19 protein-coding genes are annotated in these 17,844 nt (G+C 66.6%); 6 read left to right on the top strand and 13 right to left on the bottom strand.

Annotation, left to right across the window (positions count from 1 at the left end):
- Positions 1–51 precede the first annotated feature (51 nt).
- Positions 52–1,194: an alanine racemase gene (alr, locus tag BJ987_RS01165; protein WP_209883850.1), complete on the bottom strand. Its 1,143-nt coding sequence runs from the start codon at positions 1,192–1,194 to the stop codon at positions 52–54.
- A 114-nt stretch (positions 1,195–1,308) separates the two neighbouring features.
- Between alr and BJ987_RS01170 the strand changes: the two genes are divergently transcribed.
- Entirely contained in the window at positions 1,309–1,728 is a 420-nt protein-coding gene (locus BJ987_RS01170) for a hypothetical protein (protein WP_209883852.1), read from the top strand.
- Between the two features lie 4 nt (positions 1,729–1,732).
- On the opposite strand, the gene BJ987_RS01175 is transcribed toward BJ987_RS01170, so the two are convergent.
- Positions 1,733–3,199 carry an NAD(P)H-hydrate dehydratase gene (locus BJ987_RS01175; protein ID WP_209883854.1) on the bottom strand — a complete coding sequence of 489 codons (1,467 nt, stop codon included), beginning with the start codon at positions 3,197–3,199 and terminating at the stop codon, positions 1,733–1,735.
- Between the two features lie 120 nt (positions 3,200–3,319).
- On the opposite strand from BJ987_RS01175, the gene BJ987_RS01180 reads away from it, so the two are divergent.
- On the top strand, positions 3,320–3,733 hold the full coding sequence (locus BJ987_RS01180; protein ID WP_209883856.1) for a cupredoxin domain-containing protein: 414 nt from the start codon (positions 3,320–3,322) through the stop codon (positions 3,731–3,733).
- 12 nt (positions 3,734–3,745) lie between these two features.
- Here BJ987_RS01180 and glmS read toward each other — a convergent pair whose 3' ends face one another.
- Positions 3,746–5,623, bottom strand: a complete 1,878-nt coding sequence (glmS, locus tag BJ987_RS01185; RefSeq protein WP_209883858.1) for a glutamine--fructose-6-phosphate transaminase (isomerizing) — start codon at positions 5,621–5,623, stop codon at positions 3,746–3,748.
- A 36-nt stretch (positions 5,624–5,659) separates the two neighbouring features.
- On the opposite strand from glmS, the gene BJ987_RS01190 reads away from it, so the two are divergent.
- On the top strand, positions 5,660–6,517 hold the full coding sequence (locus BJ987_RS01190) for a poly(ethylene terephthalate) hydrolase family protein (protein ID WP_209883860.1): 858 nt from the start codon (positions 5,660–5,662) through the stop codon (positions 6,515–6,517).
- 10 nt (positions 6,518–6,527) lie between these two features.
- On the opposite strand, the gene BJ987_RS01195 is transcribed toward BJ987_RS01190, so the two are convergent.
- The 4 genes from BJ987_RS01195 to BJ987_RS01210 all read right to left on the bottom strand — a co-directional run bounded on the left by BJ987_RS01195 (position 6,528) and on the right by BJ987_RS01210 (position 9,883).
- Entirely contained in the window at positions 6,528–7,283 is a 756-nt protein-coding gene (locus tag BJ987_RS01195) for a prolyl hydroxylase family protein (protein ID WP_209883862.1), read from the bottom strand.
- Positions 7,284–7,391: 108 nt separating this feature from the next.
- The gene (locus BJ987_RS01200; RefSeq protein ID WP_209883864.1) at positions 7,392–7,781 is read right to left on the bottom strand and encodes a hypothetical protein; all 390 of its coding nucleotides are present in this window, start codon (positions 7,779–7,781) and stop codon (positions 7,392–7,394) included.
- Between the two features lie 49 nt (positions 7,782–7,830).
- Positions 7,831–9,492 carry a hypothetical protein gene (locus BJ987_RS01205; protein WP_209883866.1) on the bottom strand — a complete coding sequence of 554 codons (1,662 nt, stop codon included), beginning with the start codon at positions 9,490–9,492 and terminating at the stop codon, positions 7,831–7,833.
- 55 nt (positions 9,493–9,547) lie between these two features.
- Positions 9,548–9,883, bottom strand: coding sequence for a hypothetical protein (locus BJ987_RS01210; protein WP_209883867.1), 336 nt, complete (start codon positions 9,881–9,883; stop codon positions 9,548–9,550).
- A gap of 234 nt (positions 9,884–10,117) precedes the next feature.
- On the opposite strand from BJ987_RS01210, the gene BJ987_RS01215 reads away from it, so the two are divergent.
- Both BJ987_RS01215 and BJ987_RS01220 read left to right on the top strand, forming a co-directional pair.
- Positions 10,118–11,044, top strand: a complete 927-nt coding sequence (locus BJ987_RS01215; RefSeq protein ID WP_209883869.1) for a hypothetical protein — start codon at positions 10,118–10,120, stop codon at positions 11,042–11,044.
- A gap of 99 nt (positions 11,045–11,143) precedes the next feature.
- Positions 11,144–11,959: an SDR family NAD(P)-dependent oxidoreductase gene (locus BJ987_RS01220; RefSeq protein WP_245365759.1), complete on the top strand. Its 816-nt coding sequence runs from the start codon at positions 11,144–11,146 to the stop codon at positions 11,957–11,959.
- A 49-nt stretch (positions 11,960–12,008) separates the two neighbouring features.
- Here BJ987_RS01220 and BJ987_RS01225 read toward each other — a convergent pair whose 3' ends face one another.
- Together BJ987_RS01225 and BJ987_RS01230 are read right to left on the bottom strand one after the other, a co-directional pair.
- Positions 12,009–12,317 carry a DUF6802 family protein gene (locus BJ987_RS01225; RefSeq protein WP_209883871.1) on the bottom strand — a complete coding sequence of 103 codons (309 nt, stop codon included), beginning with the start codon at positions 12,315–12,317 and terminating at the stop codon, positions 12,009–12,011.
- A 102-nt stretch (positions 12,318–12,419) separates the two neighbouring features.
- On the bottom strand, positions 12,420–12,611 hold the full coding sequence (locus tag BJ987_RS01230; RefSeq protein ID WP_209883873.1) for a PspC domain-containing protein: 192 nt from the start codon (positions 12,609–12,611) through the stop codon (positions 12,420–12,422).
- Between the two features lie 249 nt (positions 12,612–12,860).
- Between BJ987_RS01230 and BJ987_RS01235 the strand changes: the two genes are divergently transcribed.
- The gene (locus BJ987_RS01235) at positions 12,861–14,504 is read left to right on the top strand and encodes an ABC-F family ATP-binding cassette domain-containing protein (protein WP_209883875.1); all 1,644 of its coding nucleotides are present in this window, start codon (positions 12,861–12,863) and stop codon (positions 14,502–14,504) included.
- Between the two features lie 13 nt (positions 14,505–14,517).
- Here the strand turns inward: BJ987_RS01235 and BJ987_RS01240 are convergent, their stop codons facing one another.
- From BJ987_RS01240 to rplM, 4 genes are all read right to left on the bottom strand, one after another.
- Positions 14,518–15,204, bottom strand: a complete 687-nt coding sequence (locus tag BJ987_RS01240) for a type IV toxin-antitoxin system AbiEi family antitoxin (protein ID WP_209883877.1) — start codon at positions 15,202–15,204, stop codon at positions 14,518–14,520.
- Positions 15,205–15,299: 95 nt separating this feature from the next.
- Entirely contained in the window at positions 15,300–16,676 is a 1,377-nt protein-coding gene (gene glmM, locus BJ987_RS01245) for a phosphoglucosamine mutase (RefSeq protein WP_209883879.1), read from the bottom strand.
- A gap of 157 nt (positions 16,677–16,833) precedes the next feature.
- Positions 16,834–17,349: a 30S ribosomal protein S9 gene (gene rpsI, locus BJ987_RS01250; protein WP_372446831.1), complete on the bottom strand. Its 516-nt coding sequence runs from the start codon at positions 17,347–17,349 to the stop codon at positions 16,834–16,836.
- The gene (rplM, locus tag BJ987_RS01255) at positions 17,346–17,789 is read right to left on the bottom strand and encodes a 50S ribosomal protein L13 (RefSeq protein WP_209883881.1); all 444 of its coding nucleotides are present in this window, start codon (positions 17,787–17,789) and stop codon (positions 17,346–17,348) included. The genes rpsI and rplM overlap by 4 nt, the downstream gene beginning before the upstream one ends.
- Positions 17,790–17,844 lie beyond the last annotated feature (55 nt).

The raw sequence follows: 17,844 nt of genomic DNA on the forward strand, positions 1-17,844 counted from the left end.
GACTACCGTTTCGAGTCGAACACACGCCGTGGGTGCGGACAATGCCGGGGGTCACAGCCCGATCGATCGACCTCCGACATGGCGCCGGCGGACCCGCGCCCTGGGGGCGCAGACGATCTCGTAGTGAATGGTGTCGAGCAGGTCAGCCCACTCCTGCGGGTGCGGCCCGTCGGGGCCGAAGAGGACCGCGGTGTCGCCCTCGGCCACGCCGGAGGGGTTGTCGCCGAGATCCACGACGAACTGGTCCATGCAGACGCGGCCGACGCTGCGGTGGCGAGCGCCACCGAGGACGACCTCGAAACGTCCGCTCAGCGGGCGGAACACACCGTCGGCGTAACCGGCGGGAATGAGCGCGACGGTGGTGTCGCGCGGGGCGGTCCACGCGTGACCGTAGGAGACGCCCTCGCCCGCGGCGACCGGTTTCACCAGCGCCACTCTGGCTTGCAGCGTCATCGCCGGGCGGAGCCCGAAATCGTGGGAAAACGGACTGAGCCCGTATACCGCGATGCCCGGTCGAACCAGGTCGAAGGCGAGGTCGGGCCGGGTGAGCGTGGCGGCCGAGTTGGCCAGGTGCACCAATTCCGGTTCGAGACCGTGCGATTTCGCCGCGGCGATGGCCTCCAGGAACCGGTCCCGCTGCACATCGATGAAGGGGTGCCCGGGTTCGTCGGCATGCGCGAGGTGGGAGAAGATCGCGCGCAGCCGCACCGTCCGGTCCGCCACCAGGGTGCGCAGGGCCGTGAGCACCTGGGGATATTCGACCGGGGCGATGCCATTGCGATGCAGGCCGGTGTCGACCTTCAGCGTGACGATCGCCTGCCGCCCCAGCGCGCGAGCAGCCTGCTCGACGGCCCGCAGATGCTGCAGCGAAGACACCCCGAGCTCGATGCCGGCGTCGATGGCGGCCGCGAAATCGGCATCGGAATTATTGAGCCAGCACAGGACCGGCGCGGTGATGCCCGCCGTCCGTAATGCCAGCGCCTCACCGACCGTCGCCACCCCCAACTCGGCCGCACCCGCCGCCAGCGCCGCCCGGCCGACCTCGACCGCACCGTGGTTGTAGCCGTCGGCCTTCACCACTGCCATCACCGCCGCGTCTCCCGCGTGCCGACGCAGGATCCGCACGTTGTGGGCAATGGCATCCAGATCGACGACCGTCTCCACTTGCGCATTCACAGGGACCGATCCTGCCATCCCGGCCTCGGCGCTCCCGCAACCCGTCAGCCGAACGGCGCAGGTCAGGTGGCAGCTGTCCGTTTTGTCAGTACTGTGGCTTTCGGGTCGGGTCGATGATTAGGAGTCACACACGTGAGTTTGCGTCTCACCTTCGCCCTGGGCCTCACCGCCCTCGGCCTCACCGCACTCGCACCCAGCGCGGCGGCCACGGAACTGGCCCCCGGTCTCTGGTGTGAGAACTACTCCTGCCGCAACGACACGGACGACATATACCGCGTCGAGGCCGAAGTAACTTGCTGGACTGGAACTTCCACGCAGACGAGGTATGTCGGGCGCCGCACCACCGAGCCACTGACCTACGTGTGCCCCATGAAGCACGAGCCGGACACCTGGGAGCACCAGCCGCCACAACTGCGGGACGGCAAATACGAATACGTGCCGCCGAAATTGGTTCCGGGACAGTTCATCCCGCAGTCACCCCTTCACATCGAGTACCGCAGCGCGGTCGTCGACAACGACACCGCCCCGGCGCCCTCGGGTTCCGGCGGCTGATCGCCTAGGCACTCGCCGTGCCGAGCGCGCGGAGGGTGCCGATCGCGGTCCGGAGCTGAGCTGAAAGGGGACTCGCGGAAATCGGGGCGGGTGCCGAGTTCCCTTCGTGCGCCGCGAGGTTGGCGGCGAGGGCGTGCGCGCGGGCGGCTGCGGCAGCGGCCCAGCGCGCGTCCGCGCCGGCGGCGAGCAGCGCGCCGATGACTCCGGACAGGACGTCGCCGGACCCCGCGGTGGCAGCCCACGAACCGCCCGCCTCGTTCACCAGCACCGGGCGGCCCGGGGTCGCGACGAGGGTGGCTCGCCCCTTGAGAAGCACTGTCAGCCCCCAGGATTCGGCGAGCTCCCGGACGGCCGCGACGCGGTCGGCACCCAATTTCCGTCCGGTCAGACGGGCGAATTCACCCGCGTGCGGGGTGAGGACCGTCGGGGCCGACCGGCCGCGAACCAGGTCGGGATTCGCGGCGAGCATCGTGAGGCCGTCGGCGTCGACCACGACGGGCAGGTCCGTGGCGAGAATTTCGGTGAGCCGTTGGTGCGCGTCGGAATCGGTGCCCGCGCCCGGACCGAACACCCAGGCCTGTACCCGGCCGGTGGATGAGATGGTTTGGCTGGCAATGACTTCCGGTAGGTGAGCGAGTACCTGCGACGCACCGGTCCCGACGTAGCGGACCAGCCCGGAAGTGGCCGCTACGGCCGCGCCGGTGCACAGCACGGCCGCACCGGGGTAGGTCGCGCTGCCCGCGCACACACCGACGACGCCCTGCGTGTACTTGTCATCGGTCGCGTGCGGCACGGGCCAGGCCGCACCGATCGCCGCCGGTGCCAGCGCCACCAGTCCCGGCTCGGGAAGACGTAAACCGATCGGCACCAACTCGATTCGGCCACACCACGCGGCGGCGAGCGCGTGCACCGGTTTGTACGCACCGAACGCGACCGTGACATCGGCGCGGACCGCGGGACCCTCGACCGCACCGGTATCCGGATCGACACCACTGGGCAGATCGGCGGCGATGATCGGAACATCGATCCCCGCAACGATTTTCGCCGCTCCGGTCCGCAACGGCCCCCGACCGGAGATGCCCACGATGCCGTCGATCACCAGGTGCGCGTCGCCGATGTCCGCTCGGACACGACCACCGGTCTGCCGAAACGCGGCCAGTCCGCGCGCATGCGCCCGTTCGGGATTCAACAACACCGCCGACACCGAGACACCTCGCCGACGCAACATCGATCCGGCCCACAGCGCGTCACCCCCGTTGTCCCCGGACCCGACCAGCAAGGTGACCGACCGCCCGGCCACGCCGCCGGTTCGTGCTCGCAGCTCTCCCGCCACCACGGTCGCCAGCCCATAGGCGGCTCGCCGCATCGGCACACCGTCGGGCACGCGCGTGAACAGCTCCGCCTCCGCCGCGCGGATCTCGTCGGCGGTGAAGTATCCCCGCCGGTCAGCCGCGCCGGAATCCTGCGCCATACCTGCTCGCCTCCCACGACTCGATCGGAACGTGACCGGGTTCATCGCCCGGACCGACCCTACCGGCCCCGGCGGAAGCCGAGACGGCATGCGACGACCCGGCGGCTAGGCTTCGGATTCATGCTGTTCGACAGTCGCGTGAAGTCCCTCCGGGTCGCAACCGGGTTCGCTGTGCTGGGAATGCTGCTGACCGGCTGCGGATCCGAGGATTCGGGATCCCCGACGACGACAACGGCGGCGCCCACGAGTTCCGCCGTGCGGCCCACGGACACGAAGCCCACCGCGGTCACCGTCGACGTGGATGACATGAAGTTCTCACCCGATACCGTGACCGTGCGAGTGGGCGACACCGTGACGTGGAAGTTCGCCGACAAGGTGCCGCATTCGGTGCAGGGCATCGGCGACAAGGCGATGGGCATCAACAGCCCCATCTTCGATCAGGGCGAGTGGAGCTACACCTTCACCATGCCGGGGACCTACCGCTACCTGTGCTCGCTGCACCCCGAGATGCGGGGAACAGTCACCGTCAACTGATCCGCGCGGCGCTCACTCGACGGTGACCGACTTGGCCAGGTTTCGCGGCTTGTCCACGTCGTAGCCACGCGCCTGGGCGACCTCGGCCGCGAAGATCTGCAACGGGATGGTCGACAGGAGCGGCTGGAACAGGGTCGGCGCGGACGGGATTTCGATCAGATCGTCGGCGAAGGGACGCACCGTGTCGTCGCCTTCCTCGGCGATGACGATGGTGCGGGCGCCGCGCGCCTGGATCTCACGAATATTGCTGAGCAACTTGGAGTGCAGGACCGCGCGGCCCTTCGGCGACGGCATCACGATGATCACCGGCAAACCGTCCTCGATCAGGGCGATCGGGCCGTGCTTGAGCTCGCCCGCCGCGAAACCCTCCGCGTGCATGTAGGCGAGTTCCTTCAGTTTCAGCGCGCCTTCCAGCGCCACCGGGTAGCCGACGTGACGGCCGAGGAACAGCACCGTCGGGACGTGCGCGAGTTCCCGGGCGATGGCGCGAACCTGCGGAGCGGTGTCCAGGACCCGCTCGACGAGCTTCGGCATCGCTTCCAGTTCGGCGAACTCACGAGCGACCTCGTCGGGGTACTTGGTGCCGCGGGCCTGCGCCAGCGCCAGCCCGACCAGATAATTGGCGGCGACCTGCGCCAGGAAGGCCTTGGTCGAGGCGACGCCGATCTCCGGACCGGTGCGGGTGTAGAACACCGCGTCCGACTCGCGCGGGATCTGCGCGCCGTTGGTGTTGCAGATGGCCAGGACGCGCGCCTTCTGCTCCTTGGCGTGCCGGACGGCCTCGAGCGTGTCCGCGGTCTCGCCGGACTGGGAGATCGCGACCACCAGGGTGGAGCGGTCCAGCACCGGATCGCGGTAACGGAATTCGCTGGCCAACTCCACCTCGACGGGCAGGCGCGTCCAGTGCTCGATCGCGTATTTGGCCAGCAACCCGGCGTGATAGGAACTGCCGCAGGCGACGACGAAGACCTTGTCGAATTCCCGGAGCTCCTGATCGGCGAGGCGCTGTTCGTCGAGAACGATGCGGCCGCCGTGCTCGTCCATGACGAAATGCCCGATCAAGGTGTCCGCGACGGCGGCGGGCTGCTCCTCGATCTCCTTGAGCATGAAGTAGTCGTGACCGCCCTTCTCGGCGGCGGCGAGATCCCAGTCGATGGTGAAGGGACGAGTCTCCACATCGGCGTTGCCGGCGAAATCGGTGACCTGGTAGCTGTCGGCGGTGATCACGACGGCCTGGTCCTGCCCGAGTTCGACCGCCTCGCGGGTGTGCTCGATGAACGCGACGACATCGGACCCGATGAACATCTCGCCCTCGCCGACACCGACGACCAGCGGCGTATTGCGGCGCGCGGCAATGATCTTGTCGGGATGATCGGCGTGCGTGAAGACCAGGGTGAACGCGCCCTCGAGCCGGCGCAGTACCGCCAGCGCGCTCGCTTCGAAGTCGCCCGCGGTCGGGCCCGCCGCGTAGGCGCGGGCCACCAGGTGCACGGCGACCTCGGTGTCGGTGTCGCTGCCGAGTTCGACCCCCGCCTCTTCCAGTTCCTTCCGCAACGGCACGAAGTTCTCGATGATGCCGTTGTGCACCACCGCCAGCTTGCCGGTGGCGTCGCGGTGCGGATGCGCGTTGCGATCGGTCGGCGCGCCATGCGTCGCCCATCGCGTGTGCCCCATACCGGTGCTGCCGGCGAACTTCGCTTCCCCGGCTTCGGCCAGCTCAGCCTCCAGATTCGCGAGCCGCCCCGCCTTCCGTTCCACCGCCAGCGCACCCGCGCCGTCCAGGATCGCCACACCCGCGGAGTCGTAGCCGCGATATTCCATGCGGCGCAACGCGTCAACGACAACACCGAGCGCGTCCCGGTACCCGACGTAGCCAACGATTCCGCACATGGCTCATCAGACTACTTATCGGATAACGTTCATGCCGTGTCGGCGTCTGTGAAATCGCTACTGACCACCCTGACCAGCCGGGGACCGCATCGCGTGCTGCGCGGAAACCTGGCCATCGCGGGTCAACCGGGGGTGGTGTTCACCCCTGAGTCCGGCAAGGACCTGCCCTGCGTCGCCTTCGGTCATGGCTGGTTGACCGGGGTTTCGCACTACCGCGGGACGCTCGAGCACCTGGCGTCCTGGGGTTTCGTGGTCGCCGCGCCCGACACCGAACGCGGGCCGATTCCGTCACATCTCGGTCTGGCGACCGATCTGCTCACCACGGTGGACATCTGCACCGGGGTACGGCTGGGCGACGGCATGGTGAGCGTCCATCCCGAGCGGCTCGCCCTCGCCGGCCACGGCATGGGCGCGGGCGCAGCCGTGATCGCCGCCACTCAACGCTCGGTCGCCGCGCTGTGCGCGATCGCCCCCGCGCCCACCGCGCCGCCCGCCGAATCGCTGGCCCCCGATGTGTCGATCCCCGCCCTGATCCTGTCCAGCGCCTCCGATATCGACACCGTCAGCTGCAACGCGATCCCGTTGACCGCCGCCTGGGGCGGCCCCGCGATCCTGCGCGCGCTCGACGGCGCCGCCAACAACGGAATCGTCGAAGGCCGGCGCGCGCTGGGCGCACTCGGCGTCGGCAAGTACGAGCACAAGACAGCCCGCGCCGTTCGCGGCCTGCTCACCGGCTACCTGCTGCACACACTGCTCGAGGACAAGAAGTACCAGCCGTTCGCCGACCCGGACGCGCAGATTCCGCACACCCAGGTCATCGATCCGAACGCGCCCCGGGACGAGGAGAAGCCGAAGGTCGGGATCGGGACGATCGCGTCCCTGCTGCGAAAATAGCCCCGCCGCGTCAGAACCGGCGTTGCCGCATCCACTTCGTCATGATCCACTTCTCCCCCGCCGTGACGAGTTCGCCGCAGTGCCGGGTGAGCGGATCGAGCTGCCCCGCGCCATTGCAGTAGCGGAAGTAGAGCGCCCCGCCCTTCTTCGGCGCCACCGACAGACCGGCCTCCGGAAACGCCGTCGCACCACCGGCTTCGACGTCATTGAGGTAAACGATCAAGGTCGCCACCCGCTGCCCCGGTATCTCCACGTGCCGCCAGCTACCGGGATCCTCCGGCGGAAAGTAGTCGAAGTGCGGCCGGTATTCCCCACCAGGGCCGTACCGCAGAATTTGCAGCCCTTCGCCCTTCTCCACCGGCCAGTTCATCAACGCCGACGTTCTCCGATCGAGCAGATCGATCAGCGCGTCCTCACCCCGCTGAAACACCGCCCCCTCGCTGGTCCGATTACTGATCACCTCATCGACCCCCGTCTCACCATTGACCGTGGTAGACCGCGCGAGCCTGGTCCGCGACCGCGCGATCATCTGATCGCACTCGTCTTCGGACAACACGTCAGCGAACAGAATCACCTGCGGTTGCCGCACCCGCATAACGACTTTGACGTCACGGTCATACGCGCGAATGACATTGCCGCCGTCAACCGGGCAATCGTCATAAACATAAGCAGTCGGCTCCCGCCCCACAGGCCGCGCACTCTCACCCCCCAGAAACCGCTTCACCGCCTTACCGGCGGCATCCTCGGTAAACCCCGCACCGACCATGGACGCGATAATCGTCTCCGCGGTGCACCCACGATCCACGTTCTCCGCCAGCCAGTTACGCCAGTCACTGTCTAACTTCATAACCATTTTCTTTTGTGTTCCAGGTGCTCAGACGAGCCAGCTCTCTCGGCGGTAGTACTCGGCCTCGGGGTCGTCGTCATCGTCGTCGATGGGGAGTACGACATCTTTCGATTTGCGGGCAGCGATGGAGCGAGCGATGGCCTCACGCTGTTCGCGCGCCTCGGCCATGAGGCGTTCTTTTTCGGCGCGAGCTTCCATCTCGGCTCGTTCCTTCTCCTCGGCCTCGGCCTGTGCCTTCGCGAACTCTTCGGCCTTTTCCTCCCAGAACTGCGCCATCTCGAGGGTCGCTTGTTCAGCGAGCTCCTCGCTCTTCCGCGCGGTGCGACTGCGCACGTCGCCGAGTTCTTCCAGCAGCATGGCCGAGCGCCGTCGGGTCTCCTCCGCGATGCGCTCGATCTCCGCCTCGTAGTTCACCATCTGGCTACTCCTCCATGCATGCCGCTCCGACCAACGTCCAAGCTGTCGATCACAGGGGCCCAGCTTCCGAGAGCTCGGCGCCGGTTTGGACGGGTTCCTGCTTCGGCTCACCGGTCACCGGAGCAGTTTTGGGCGTATGTTCGCCATCCTGCGCCCCCTTCTTCGGCGTACCGGTCGTCGGTAGGCCGGTAGTCGGTGTTCCCGCCGTCGGCTGCTGAGTTTTGTCTTCGGTCTTCTTCTCTTCCTTTTTCTCCTCGTCGGAGATAATGGGGTTGCCGTTCGAGTCCAGCTTCACGCTGTACTCGTGCGTCTTGCCCTCTTTGTCGGTCTCCACCAGCTTCGGCGTGCCATCCTCCCCGACCTCCAGTTTGTAATGTTTACCCGCGAGGTCGAATTCGGTGGATTTAGTCTTTTTCTCGTCGTCCTTTTTCTCGTCGTCCTTCTTACCGTCGTCGTCCTTGTCCTCGTCGGTCAGATCCTCGACAGCTTCGGAGATCGCCGTACCGAGCGCGGTCAGGCCGGTGGTCGCGACCGTGGCGAAGGTGCTGGCCGCCGTAGTCAGAGCCGTCGCCAGGGTGGAGGCCAATCCGCTGAGCGCGGTATTCGTGGATGCCGGGGTCGTGGAAGTCGGCGTCCCAGTGGTCGGCGTTCCAGTGGTCGGCGTCCCCGCCGGAGAAGGCGTCGTCGGGGACGGACTGGCGGGAGATGGAGTGCTGGGTGCGGGACTCGCCGGGGAGGGGGTACTCGGCGCGGGGGCACTCGGAGACGGGGCAGCCGCCTTTTCGGCAGCGGGTGCGGGGTACGGGTCGTCGTCCAGTTCTTTCAGCGCCGCGTTGAGGGTCGTGTATTGAGCTTCGAACAATCTATGCGTTTCGTCGCACTGGCTCACATACAGTTTTTGAAATGCGTCGTATTGAACTTTGAAGATGTCATCGAGCCAATCTTGACATCTGGTCTTGACTTTGTGGTTGTAGGCGGAATCTTCGCCCAGATAACCCGGGGCCGTGAGGTCGCCTTGGAGAAGGGAAACAACGAAATTACCGGCAAGGCCGGCCTGAACGGCGTTCACCGGACTGTTCGAAGGCGATAGATCCGGAAAGATCTCGGTCAACTTACCGAGCAGAGTACCGCCACCGAAAATCTGTGAAGCCAGCGCACCGGACTGCGCCCCAGAAATTATGTTATCGATGTCCTCCGGGGTCTTCCCGTCTACCAGAACCTCGGAATTTCCACCCAGCAAACCGAAAGTGAGGGACGCTTTCGCAATGACCGCATCCCGGAACGGTGTGATGGAAGCCTTTATAGCCTCCATCGCTTTTCGCACCTCTTGGCGATCCGAGGTGGCGCGTTCGAGTTGCTGATTGAGCATCGTAAGACCGGCGTTCGCAGCCGCGCCTTGCCAATAACTCGGCATCTTCTTCGCCAGCGTGTCCTGCTCGGTCCACTGTTCGTCGGCGGCCTTCAGCATCTTCTCCAGGCCGTTCGCCGTCGCCTCCAGCTTGGCGAGATTCATGCCTCGCTGCTCGTCGTACTTGGCGGCCAGCTCTTGGTAGCCGTACCCGTCGATACCTTTGAAAGCCCGGACGTAGCGCGACTCCAGCTGCGCCCAATACTGCAAGCCTGGTGAGCCTTCGTTCAGGATCTCATCGACAGACTTGCCGCTCATCTTGGCCGCGAAATCCGCCGGCTTGTCGATCGTCGTTTTCACCATCGCGCGTTATCCCCCGGAGCTCTCAGCCGGTGCCCGAACATGATCCGCCTGGTCATCAGCCCACCTTGTTGGTTGCCCGGGCGTTGTTCTCGTCGACGTTGGACATCGTCACAGCGGTCTTCCCGACTGCCGCAGCGGTGTCCTCGGTCGCCGTGGTCCAGATCTCGAGCCAGTTTCCCACCGTCTCCAGCGCGGCTTGGACCTGCTTGCCCTGATCGGCATACCGACGGCCGGCCTCACATTCGGCCCCGTTCCGGCCGGCGCCGAACAAATTGTTCGTGACCTCACCGATGTAGTTGCGCACGGTCGCCGCCGACCTCGCCAGATCGTTCGACGCGGTCGCCAGCGCCACCTGATCGACCACGACGCTGCCCGTAATCGTCTGAGCCATGCAACCCCTCCATGTTCACTTCACCCCTGGCCCGCCGCCGCCGAGAGACACCCGTCCGTGTGCTGTCCTACTTCCTTCGACGCACGCGACCCGGAATCGGTTCCATCGGATCCCTGGCCCGCCGCGGGACGTATGTCCGGAATCTACTGGGCGCGGGGAGAAGGTTCAATCGCGGAGGTCGAGGTCGACGCGCTGACGAGATGCCGGGCGTGCGGCGTGGCTACGATCGGCCGCGTGTCCGTGAAGCCCGCGCCCGCTGGGCGCAACCGCTTGCTTATTTGCTCGACCGTGCTTGATCCCGGTCCGTCCTATCGGTTCTGGCTCGATTTTCATCTGCGGCAAGCCGATCTGATCATGATCTTCATGGACGATCCGAGTAAGCGGCCGCTGTTCGAGGAGGCGGTGGCGGATCGGCCGGTGATGCTGGTGGCCGGGGCGGGCGATCGGCGGGACAACGCGCCCTCGGTGGTGATGCGGCGGATTATGGCCAACACCCAGACGGCGGTTTCGTACGCGGTCCAGAAGGGGTACGACTGGGTGGCGGCGGTGGATACCGATGAGCTGCTCTACGACGAGAGCGAGGGGGCCTGGCGGGCGCAGGAGCACGTGGGGCAGGTCACCTTCGCGAACCAGGAAGCGGTACCGGTGGATCACGAGCCGGAGAATTGCTTCGCCGAATGCACGCTGTTCCGGGTGAACGGACGTACCGACTTCATGGCGTACGGGAACGGGAAGAGCGCGGTGCGGGCGTCGCCCGGGGTGCGGGCCGGAATTCACGAGTTCCATGACTATGTGGGTGAGCATCATTACGCGGTGGGGCCGGTGATCTTGCATTATCCCAACCCGTCGTTCGACAGCTGGGTGGCGAAATTCAGTAACCACGGGGTGTTTTCGAATTACTGGTGGGACGACCCGAGTTTGCCGATCGAGTTGCAGTTCATGTTGCGATCACGGGATCTGGTGCATGCGGCGATCCGCAGCGGGGATTGGCGCGAAGCGCGCGCCTACTTCAGATCGTGGATTCCGGATGCGGCGGCGCGGGCGCGGATGTTGGCGGCGGATGAGCTCCGGGTGTACAGCCCGGTCACGGAGTTGCTGAGAGCCGATCCGGACCGGCTGCGCGCAGCGCTGCTCGCGACGTTGGCTCAGCGGGCGGAGTGACGGGGACCGGGCCGTCGCGCCGAGTCCACCTCTGCCCGAGTCGAATCCGCAGCTGCAACGCCCTAAGATCGACCTGCCGCGAATGGGGAGGAGACGGAATTGACGAATGGTGGACGACTACCGGGCGACCGCAGGGTCGCGCTGATCACCGGCGCTGGAGGGCTGCTCGGCAACGCGTTCTGCCAGGCGCTGTACCTCGAGTACGACATCGTCGCGGTGCATCGCGAACGGACGCCGGGGGTGCCGACGCAGTTCGAGTGGTTCGTCGATCCGTTCGATCCGCAAGCCGAGGTGCCCGAGAACAGTTCGCAGGTCTACTTGTTGCGCGCCGACCTGACCGAAAAGGGCGAGGTCGAGCGAGTCGTCGATCTGGCGCTGGCCAGGTTCGGAACTGTCGACCTGCTCGTCAACAATGCCGCGCACATGACATGGCATGCGCAAGGTGTGGTCGACGGGGATGCCGCGCTCGACGATTTCGATAATCACTTCCGTACGAATGTCGAAGTGCCGCTGCGATTGTCGACCCGATTGGCGCAGAAGAGCTGGCTGCATGACCGAGACCAGAACCGGGCACGCAACCGCAATATCGTCAACGTTTCCAGCCTGGCGGGCACGGGGGTCTATCCCGGCGGGCAGGCGCTGTACGGATCATCCAAGGCGGCGCTGAATCATCTGACCCGCCATATGGCCGTCGAATTCAAGGAGTTCGGCGTGCGGGCGAATGCGATCGCGCCCAACAGCTTCCCCACGCTGGTGCCGACCGAGAAGGTGCTGCTGTCGATTCTGGAGTTGGACCGTGGCGGGATGACCGGCGGCGTCTACGCGATCGAAGGGCCGCTCGAAACCGAGGCGACCGGACGGCATGCGGCGACCACTACGCCCGCGCCGCTGGCCACCACTCCCACGCCGAACTGACGCACCCGCGAACCCGGCCGGTCAGCTGGCCAGGTTGCGGGTGGTGGAGCTACTTTCCGAGGGTGCCTTCGTCGGTGCGGACCCATTCCTGAGTGCCGTCCGGATGCTGGTGGAATTCCCAGGCGGCGTAATCCCCGTCCTTTTCCACCACTTTCACGTGGTCGGCGATGCCGTCATGGTCGAAATCGGACCAGACCTGCATGGCTTCGTCACCGGTGGTGGTGATGGTGTCGAGGTAGCCGTCTCCGTTGAGATCCTGGGTGGGGGCGTTGAGTTCGACGGCGCCTAGGCCGTCGAGTGAGGTATGGGCGTCGATGGTGGGTAGATCCAGGCCGGAGAATTCTCCAGGGATGACCATGACTCCTCCTCAACCGGCTTCGGACGTGGCCCGCGGCGTGCGGGCCACCCCATCCTGTCATCCTCGCGCTCGCGGCGCAGCCCCCTTATCGGTTGGGGAGCGTCACTTTTTCGGGAGGACCAACCACAGCACCAGGTAGACCACGAACTGCGGGCCGGGAAGCAGGCAGGACAGAACGAACAGCAGCCGGACTACATTGGGGCTCCAACCGAAGTATTCGGCGAGGCCGCCGCAGACTCCGGCGATCCACTTGTCGTGGGTGGAGCGGGCGAGGCGGCGGGCAGGGGCGGTCATAGTGGTTCCTTTCGTCTTCGTTCAGCGACTTCGCGACATCGGCGCTGATGTCGTTCGGTGCGACATCTCCATTGATGTCGGTCGCTCTGTCATCCACTCTGCTCCGGAAATAGCCACCTGACATCGGTCCTCAGCCCGATCTCGACCCTGATTTCCGGGGACCGGATCCTCAGGGTCTGCCCTGAACCCGGCCCGGCCAGATGCCACGCGGTTGTCGGGCCGACGGCGGCGACCGGCACAATTGCGCTGGTGAGTACCACTTTGCATGCGCGTGGACTGTCCGCCGGCCACGGTGCGCGGACGTTGTTCGAGGATCTCGATCTGACGCTGGCGCCCGGAGACGTGATCGGCCTGGTCGGCGTGAACGGAGCGGGGAAGTCGACGCTGCTGCGGATGTTGGCCGAACGAAACCCGGCGACCGGGAGTATTACGTTGAGTCCGCCGGATGCCACGGTGGGCTATCTGGCGCAGGAGCCGGAGCGGATCGCCGGGGAGACGGTGCTGGAGTTCCTCGGCCGGCGAACCGGCGTGACCGAGGCACAGCGGCAGATGGACGCGGCGGCGGAGCGGCTGGCCGACGGGGGCGAAGACGATTACACCCCGGCGCTGGAGCGGTGGCTGGCGCTGGGTGGGGCCGATCTGGATCAGCGGGCGGCGGAGGTTGCCGCGGATCTCGGACTCACCGATTCGCTGGTGAGCGGGCTGGATTCGCCGATGACCGGGTTGTCCGGCGGGCAGGCGGCGCGGGCCGGGCTGGCGTCGGTGCTGCTGTCGCGCTTCGACATCCTGCTGCTGGACGAGCCGACGAACGATCTCGATCTGGATGGACTGGCGCGGCTGGAGCAGTTCGTCACCGGGGTGCGGGTGCCGTTGATGGTGATCAGCCATGATCGAGAGTTCTTGGCGCGCACGGTGAACCGGATCGTGGAGCTCGATCTGGCGCAGCAGCAGGTTGGTGTCTACGACGGAAGCTACGAGTCGTATCTGGCGGAGCGCGAGATCGCCCGCCAGCACGCGCGCGAGGCGTATGACGAATATGCCGACACCAAGGCGGGTTTGGAATCGCGGGCGCAGATGCAGCGCAACTGGCTCGAGCACGGTGTGCGCAACGCACGGCGCAAGGCGAAAGGCGGGGACTCGGACAAGATGGGCCGCAAGGCGCGCGCCGAATCCACCGAGAAGCAGGCGGCGAAAGCGCGGCAGACGCAGCGGCGGATCGAACGGCTGGACGCGGTCGAGGAGCCGCGCAAGGAATGGGAGCTGCGGATGGAAATCGCCGCGGCGCCGCGCAGCGGGGCGGTCGTGGCGACGCTGGCACAGGCGTCCGTCACCCGCGGGGACTTCACGCTCGGGCCCGTGACGACGCAGGTGGATTGGGCTGACCGAATTGTCTTGACCGGGGCGAACGGGTCGGGGAAGTCGACGCTGCTGGCATTGCTGCTCGGAAAGATCCAGCCGGACAGCGGAACCGCCACGCTGGGCTCCGGCGTCGAGATCGGCGAGGTCGACCAGGCGCGCGGAGTGTTCCGTGGAAGCACCTCCCTGGCAGACACTTTCGGAGCCGAGATGCCGGCGTGGCCAGACGCCGAGGTGCGCACTCTGCTGGCGAAGTTCGGGCTGCGCGGACAACACGCGATCCGCGCCTGCGAAACCCTCTCCCCCGGCGAACGGACCCGGGCGGCGCTGGCCCTCCTGCAAGCACGGGGTGTGAACCTGCTGGTACTCGACGAACCCACCAATCACCTGGACCTCCCGGCCATCGAACAACTCGAGCAAGCGGTCGAATCTTTTACGGGCACGATGATTTTGGTGACCCACGACCGGCGCATGCTGGATTCGGTCAGCGCCACCCGCCGCTGGCATATGAACGCCGGGCAGCTCTCCGAAGCGTGAGGACGGGCCGCCATCAGGCGCGGCCGGAAGATGCCCTCGTTTGTGACCGACTATTCGCTCTTTGGATCGGTGGATACAGCGGCCGCCCGGGGAAGGACCGCAAGTCGATCCGGCGCACACATTCCCGTGAGGGAGGGGTGTGCCCGGCCAGCTCGAGCAGCTCGACGGCTTGGCCCCAGCCGAGCCGGCGCTCGTGCCGCGCGACCTCGGTCCGCAACTCCGCACGGGAGACGCCCTGGCGTAGCGCGGTTTCCAGAGTCGCCAGCGCCGCCGGGCGGTCCACCGTGCGCGCCACATCGATCGCCGTGCGCACCGCACTGGTGGTCACCACCCCCTGAACCAGCTCGAGCTCCGCGGGTTCGATCCGATCGTGATGGACGACCAGACGTGTGGAGCGCGACGCCCGCGCCCCGAGCACATGCGTCGCCTCGTCCTCCCACACCGAAAACCCGTGCAGCTCAGCCGCGGTGCTGTAGGCCGCCGTCACCGACGGCAACCCCAGCAACAACCGCGCCGCCTCCACCCGCAACCGCGGACTCGACGGCGTGCCCGCCTCCCGATAGACCCCACGGAGAACCCGCACCCACTCCCCCCGATCGATCCGCGTCCGCATCTCCCCCCGCGTGTACTCGCACAACGCCTGCCACGAGGTGAACACCCCGAACTGCTTGTCCCGCACTTCATCGAGTCCTGGTCGCATGGGTCCACCATCCCCCACCCCCACCACCGACCGAATGCAACGACCTGGCGAAACACAAAACCTGGGGATAACCGAAATCCTGTGGATAACCGGCCCTAGACCGCGGCGACGCGCTTGGCGAGGTCGTCGGCGAGTTGCTGGGCGCGTTCGGGGTCGGTGGCTTCGACCATGACTCGGACGAGTTGTTCGGTGCCGCTGGGGCGCAGCAGGATTCGGCCGGTGTCGCCGAGGATGGCTTCGGCTTCGGCGACCGCGTCCTGGACTTCGGGGGCGGCGGCGACCAGGGCCTTGTCGGTGACCGGGACGTTGATGAGCACCTGAGGGACGGAGCGTAGGACCGAGGCGAGATCGGCGAGGGGGCGGCGGGTTTGGGCCATGCGGGCCATCAGTTTGAGGCCCGTCAGGATGCCGTCGCCGGTGGTGCCGAAGGCGGGCAGCACGGTGTGGCCGGACTGTTCGCCGCCGAGGGTGTAGTTGCCGCGACGCAGTTCCTCGAGGACGTAGCGGTCGCCGACCGCGGTGGTGCGCACGGTGATTCCCGCTTCGCGCATCGCGATATGCAGGCCGAGGTTGCTCATGACCGTCGCGATGAGGGTGTTGTCGCGGAGGGTGCCGGCTTCCTTCATGGCGATGGCGATGATGGCCATGATGGTGTCGCCGTCGACGACGGCCCCGGTGGTGTCGACGGCGAGGCAGCGATCGGCGTCACCGTCGAAGGCCAGGCCGAGGTCCGCGCCGTGTTCGACAACGGCCTGCTGCAGCTTGCCGAGATGTGTCGATCCGCAGCCGTCGTTGATGTTGAGGCCGTCGGGTTCGGCGTGGATCGCGATGACGGTCGCGCCCGCTTCCCGCAGCGCGGCGGGGCCCACTTCGGAGGCGGCGCCATGGGCACAGTCGACCACCACGGTCAACCCGGACAGGTCGGCGGCCGTCGCTTCGATGAGGTGTTCGACGTAGCGCTCGTGGGTGCCTTCGAGGCTGTACTGGTCCGGGATCGCCTGGCCGTGATCACGCGCGCCGGCGGCGTTGAGTACCCGGCCGATGCCGGCGCCGGTCGGGCGGATGGGGTTGTTCTCGGCGATGAGCGCTTCGATGCGATCCTCGATGGCGTCGTCGAGCTTGTGCCCGCCCGCGGCGAAGATCTTGATGCCGTTGTCCGGCATGGGATTGTGCGAGGCGGAGATCATCACGCCGAGGCACGCGTCGTAGAGACCGGTCAGGTAGGCGACGGCCGGCGTCGGAAGTACGCCCACCGGAAGCACATTGACGCCCGCGGCGGTCAGTCCGGCGACCACGGCCGCTTCGAGCATTTCCCCGGAGGCCCGCGGATCCCGGCCGACCACGGCCAGCGCACGCTTCTTGCCCCTGCCGAGAATTTGCGCTGCCGCGCCCGAAACCTTCAGCGCCAGTTCCGGACTCAGTGATTCATTGGCGAGCCCGCGTACACCGTCGGTGCCGAACAAACGTCCCATAACCTCGTCGCCCCTGTAAGTAGTGCCGTACCGGGAATAGCACGAGAGCAGGCGACCAGCGCGATGCTGGAAGCCTGCTCTCATACAGCTGCCACGCCGACCGGGCCACCCCCGACACCACCAGGGTGACGGAAGCGGGCCGGCAGCGAAGCCAAAATCAGCGCTTCGAGTACTGAGGCGCCTTGCGGGCCTTCTTGAGGCCGTACTTCTTGCGCTCGACGGCACGCGGGTCACGAGTCAGGAAGCCGGCGCGCTTGAGGGCGGGACGGTCGTCCGGGGTGACCTCGATCAGCGCGCGGGCGATGGCCAGACGCAGAGCGCCGGCCTGGCCCGAGGGGCCGCCACCGTGCAGGAGGGCGTGGATGTCGAAGGACTCCGAGCGCTCGACGAGCACCAGCGGGGACTTCACCAGCTGCTGGTGCACCTTGTTCGGGAAGTAATCCTCGATGGTGCGGCCGTTGAGCACGAAGTTGCCCGAGCCGGGAACCAGTCGCACGCGGACGACGGCTTCCTTACGACGGCCGACGGTCTGCACCGGGCGGTCGATCAGCACGGGGGCGTAGGTGGCGGGCTCGGCGTCGTAGCCGTATTCCTCATCCACGACCTCGACGGCGGTGTCGCCGTCGGCGGCCTCCGCGGTGAACTCTTCGGTGTATTCCTCAGGAGCGGTCACTGGGCCACCTGCTTGATCTCGAAGGGAATGGGCTGCTGAGCGGCATGCGGGTGGTTCGGGCCGGCGTAGACCTTGAGCTTGCCCGCGATGGCGTTGCCCAGCTTGTTCTTCGGGATCATGCCCTTGACGGCCTTCTCCACGAGACGGTCCGGACGCGTCTCCAACACCTGACCGACAGTGCGGCTCTTGAGACCGCCCGGGTGGCCACTGTGGTGGTGGATCAGCTTGTCCTGCTTCTTGTTGCCGGAGATCGCAACCTTGTCAGCATTGATGATGATGACGAAATCGCCACCATCGAAGTTCGGCGCGTAGGTCGGCTTGTTCTTGCCACGCAGCAGGCCAGCGGCCTGCACGGCAAGACGGCCGAGCACTACGTCAGTGGCGTCGATGACGTACCACTTGCGGGTAACGTCACCAGCCTTGGGGCTGTACGTAGGCACAGTGCTTCCCTGTCTGTAGTCGGTGTTGCCGGCCAGCGTGTGGTCGAGGTGTTCC

Source organism: Nocardia goodfellowii (genome assembly GCF_017875645.1).
GTDB classification, from domain to species: Bacteria; Actinomycetota; Actinomycetes; order Mycobacteriales; family Mycobacteriaceae; genus Nocardia; species Nocardia goodfellowii.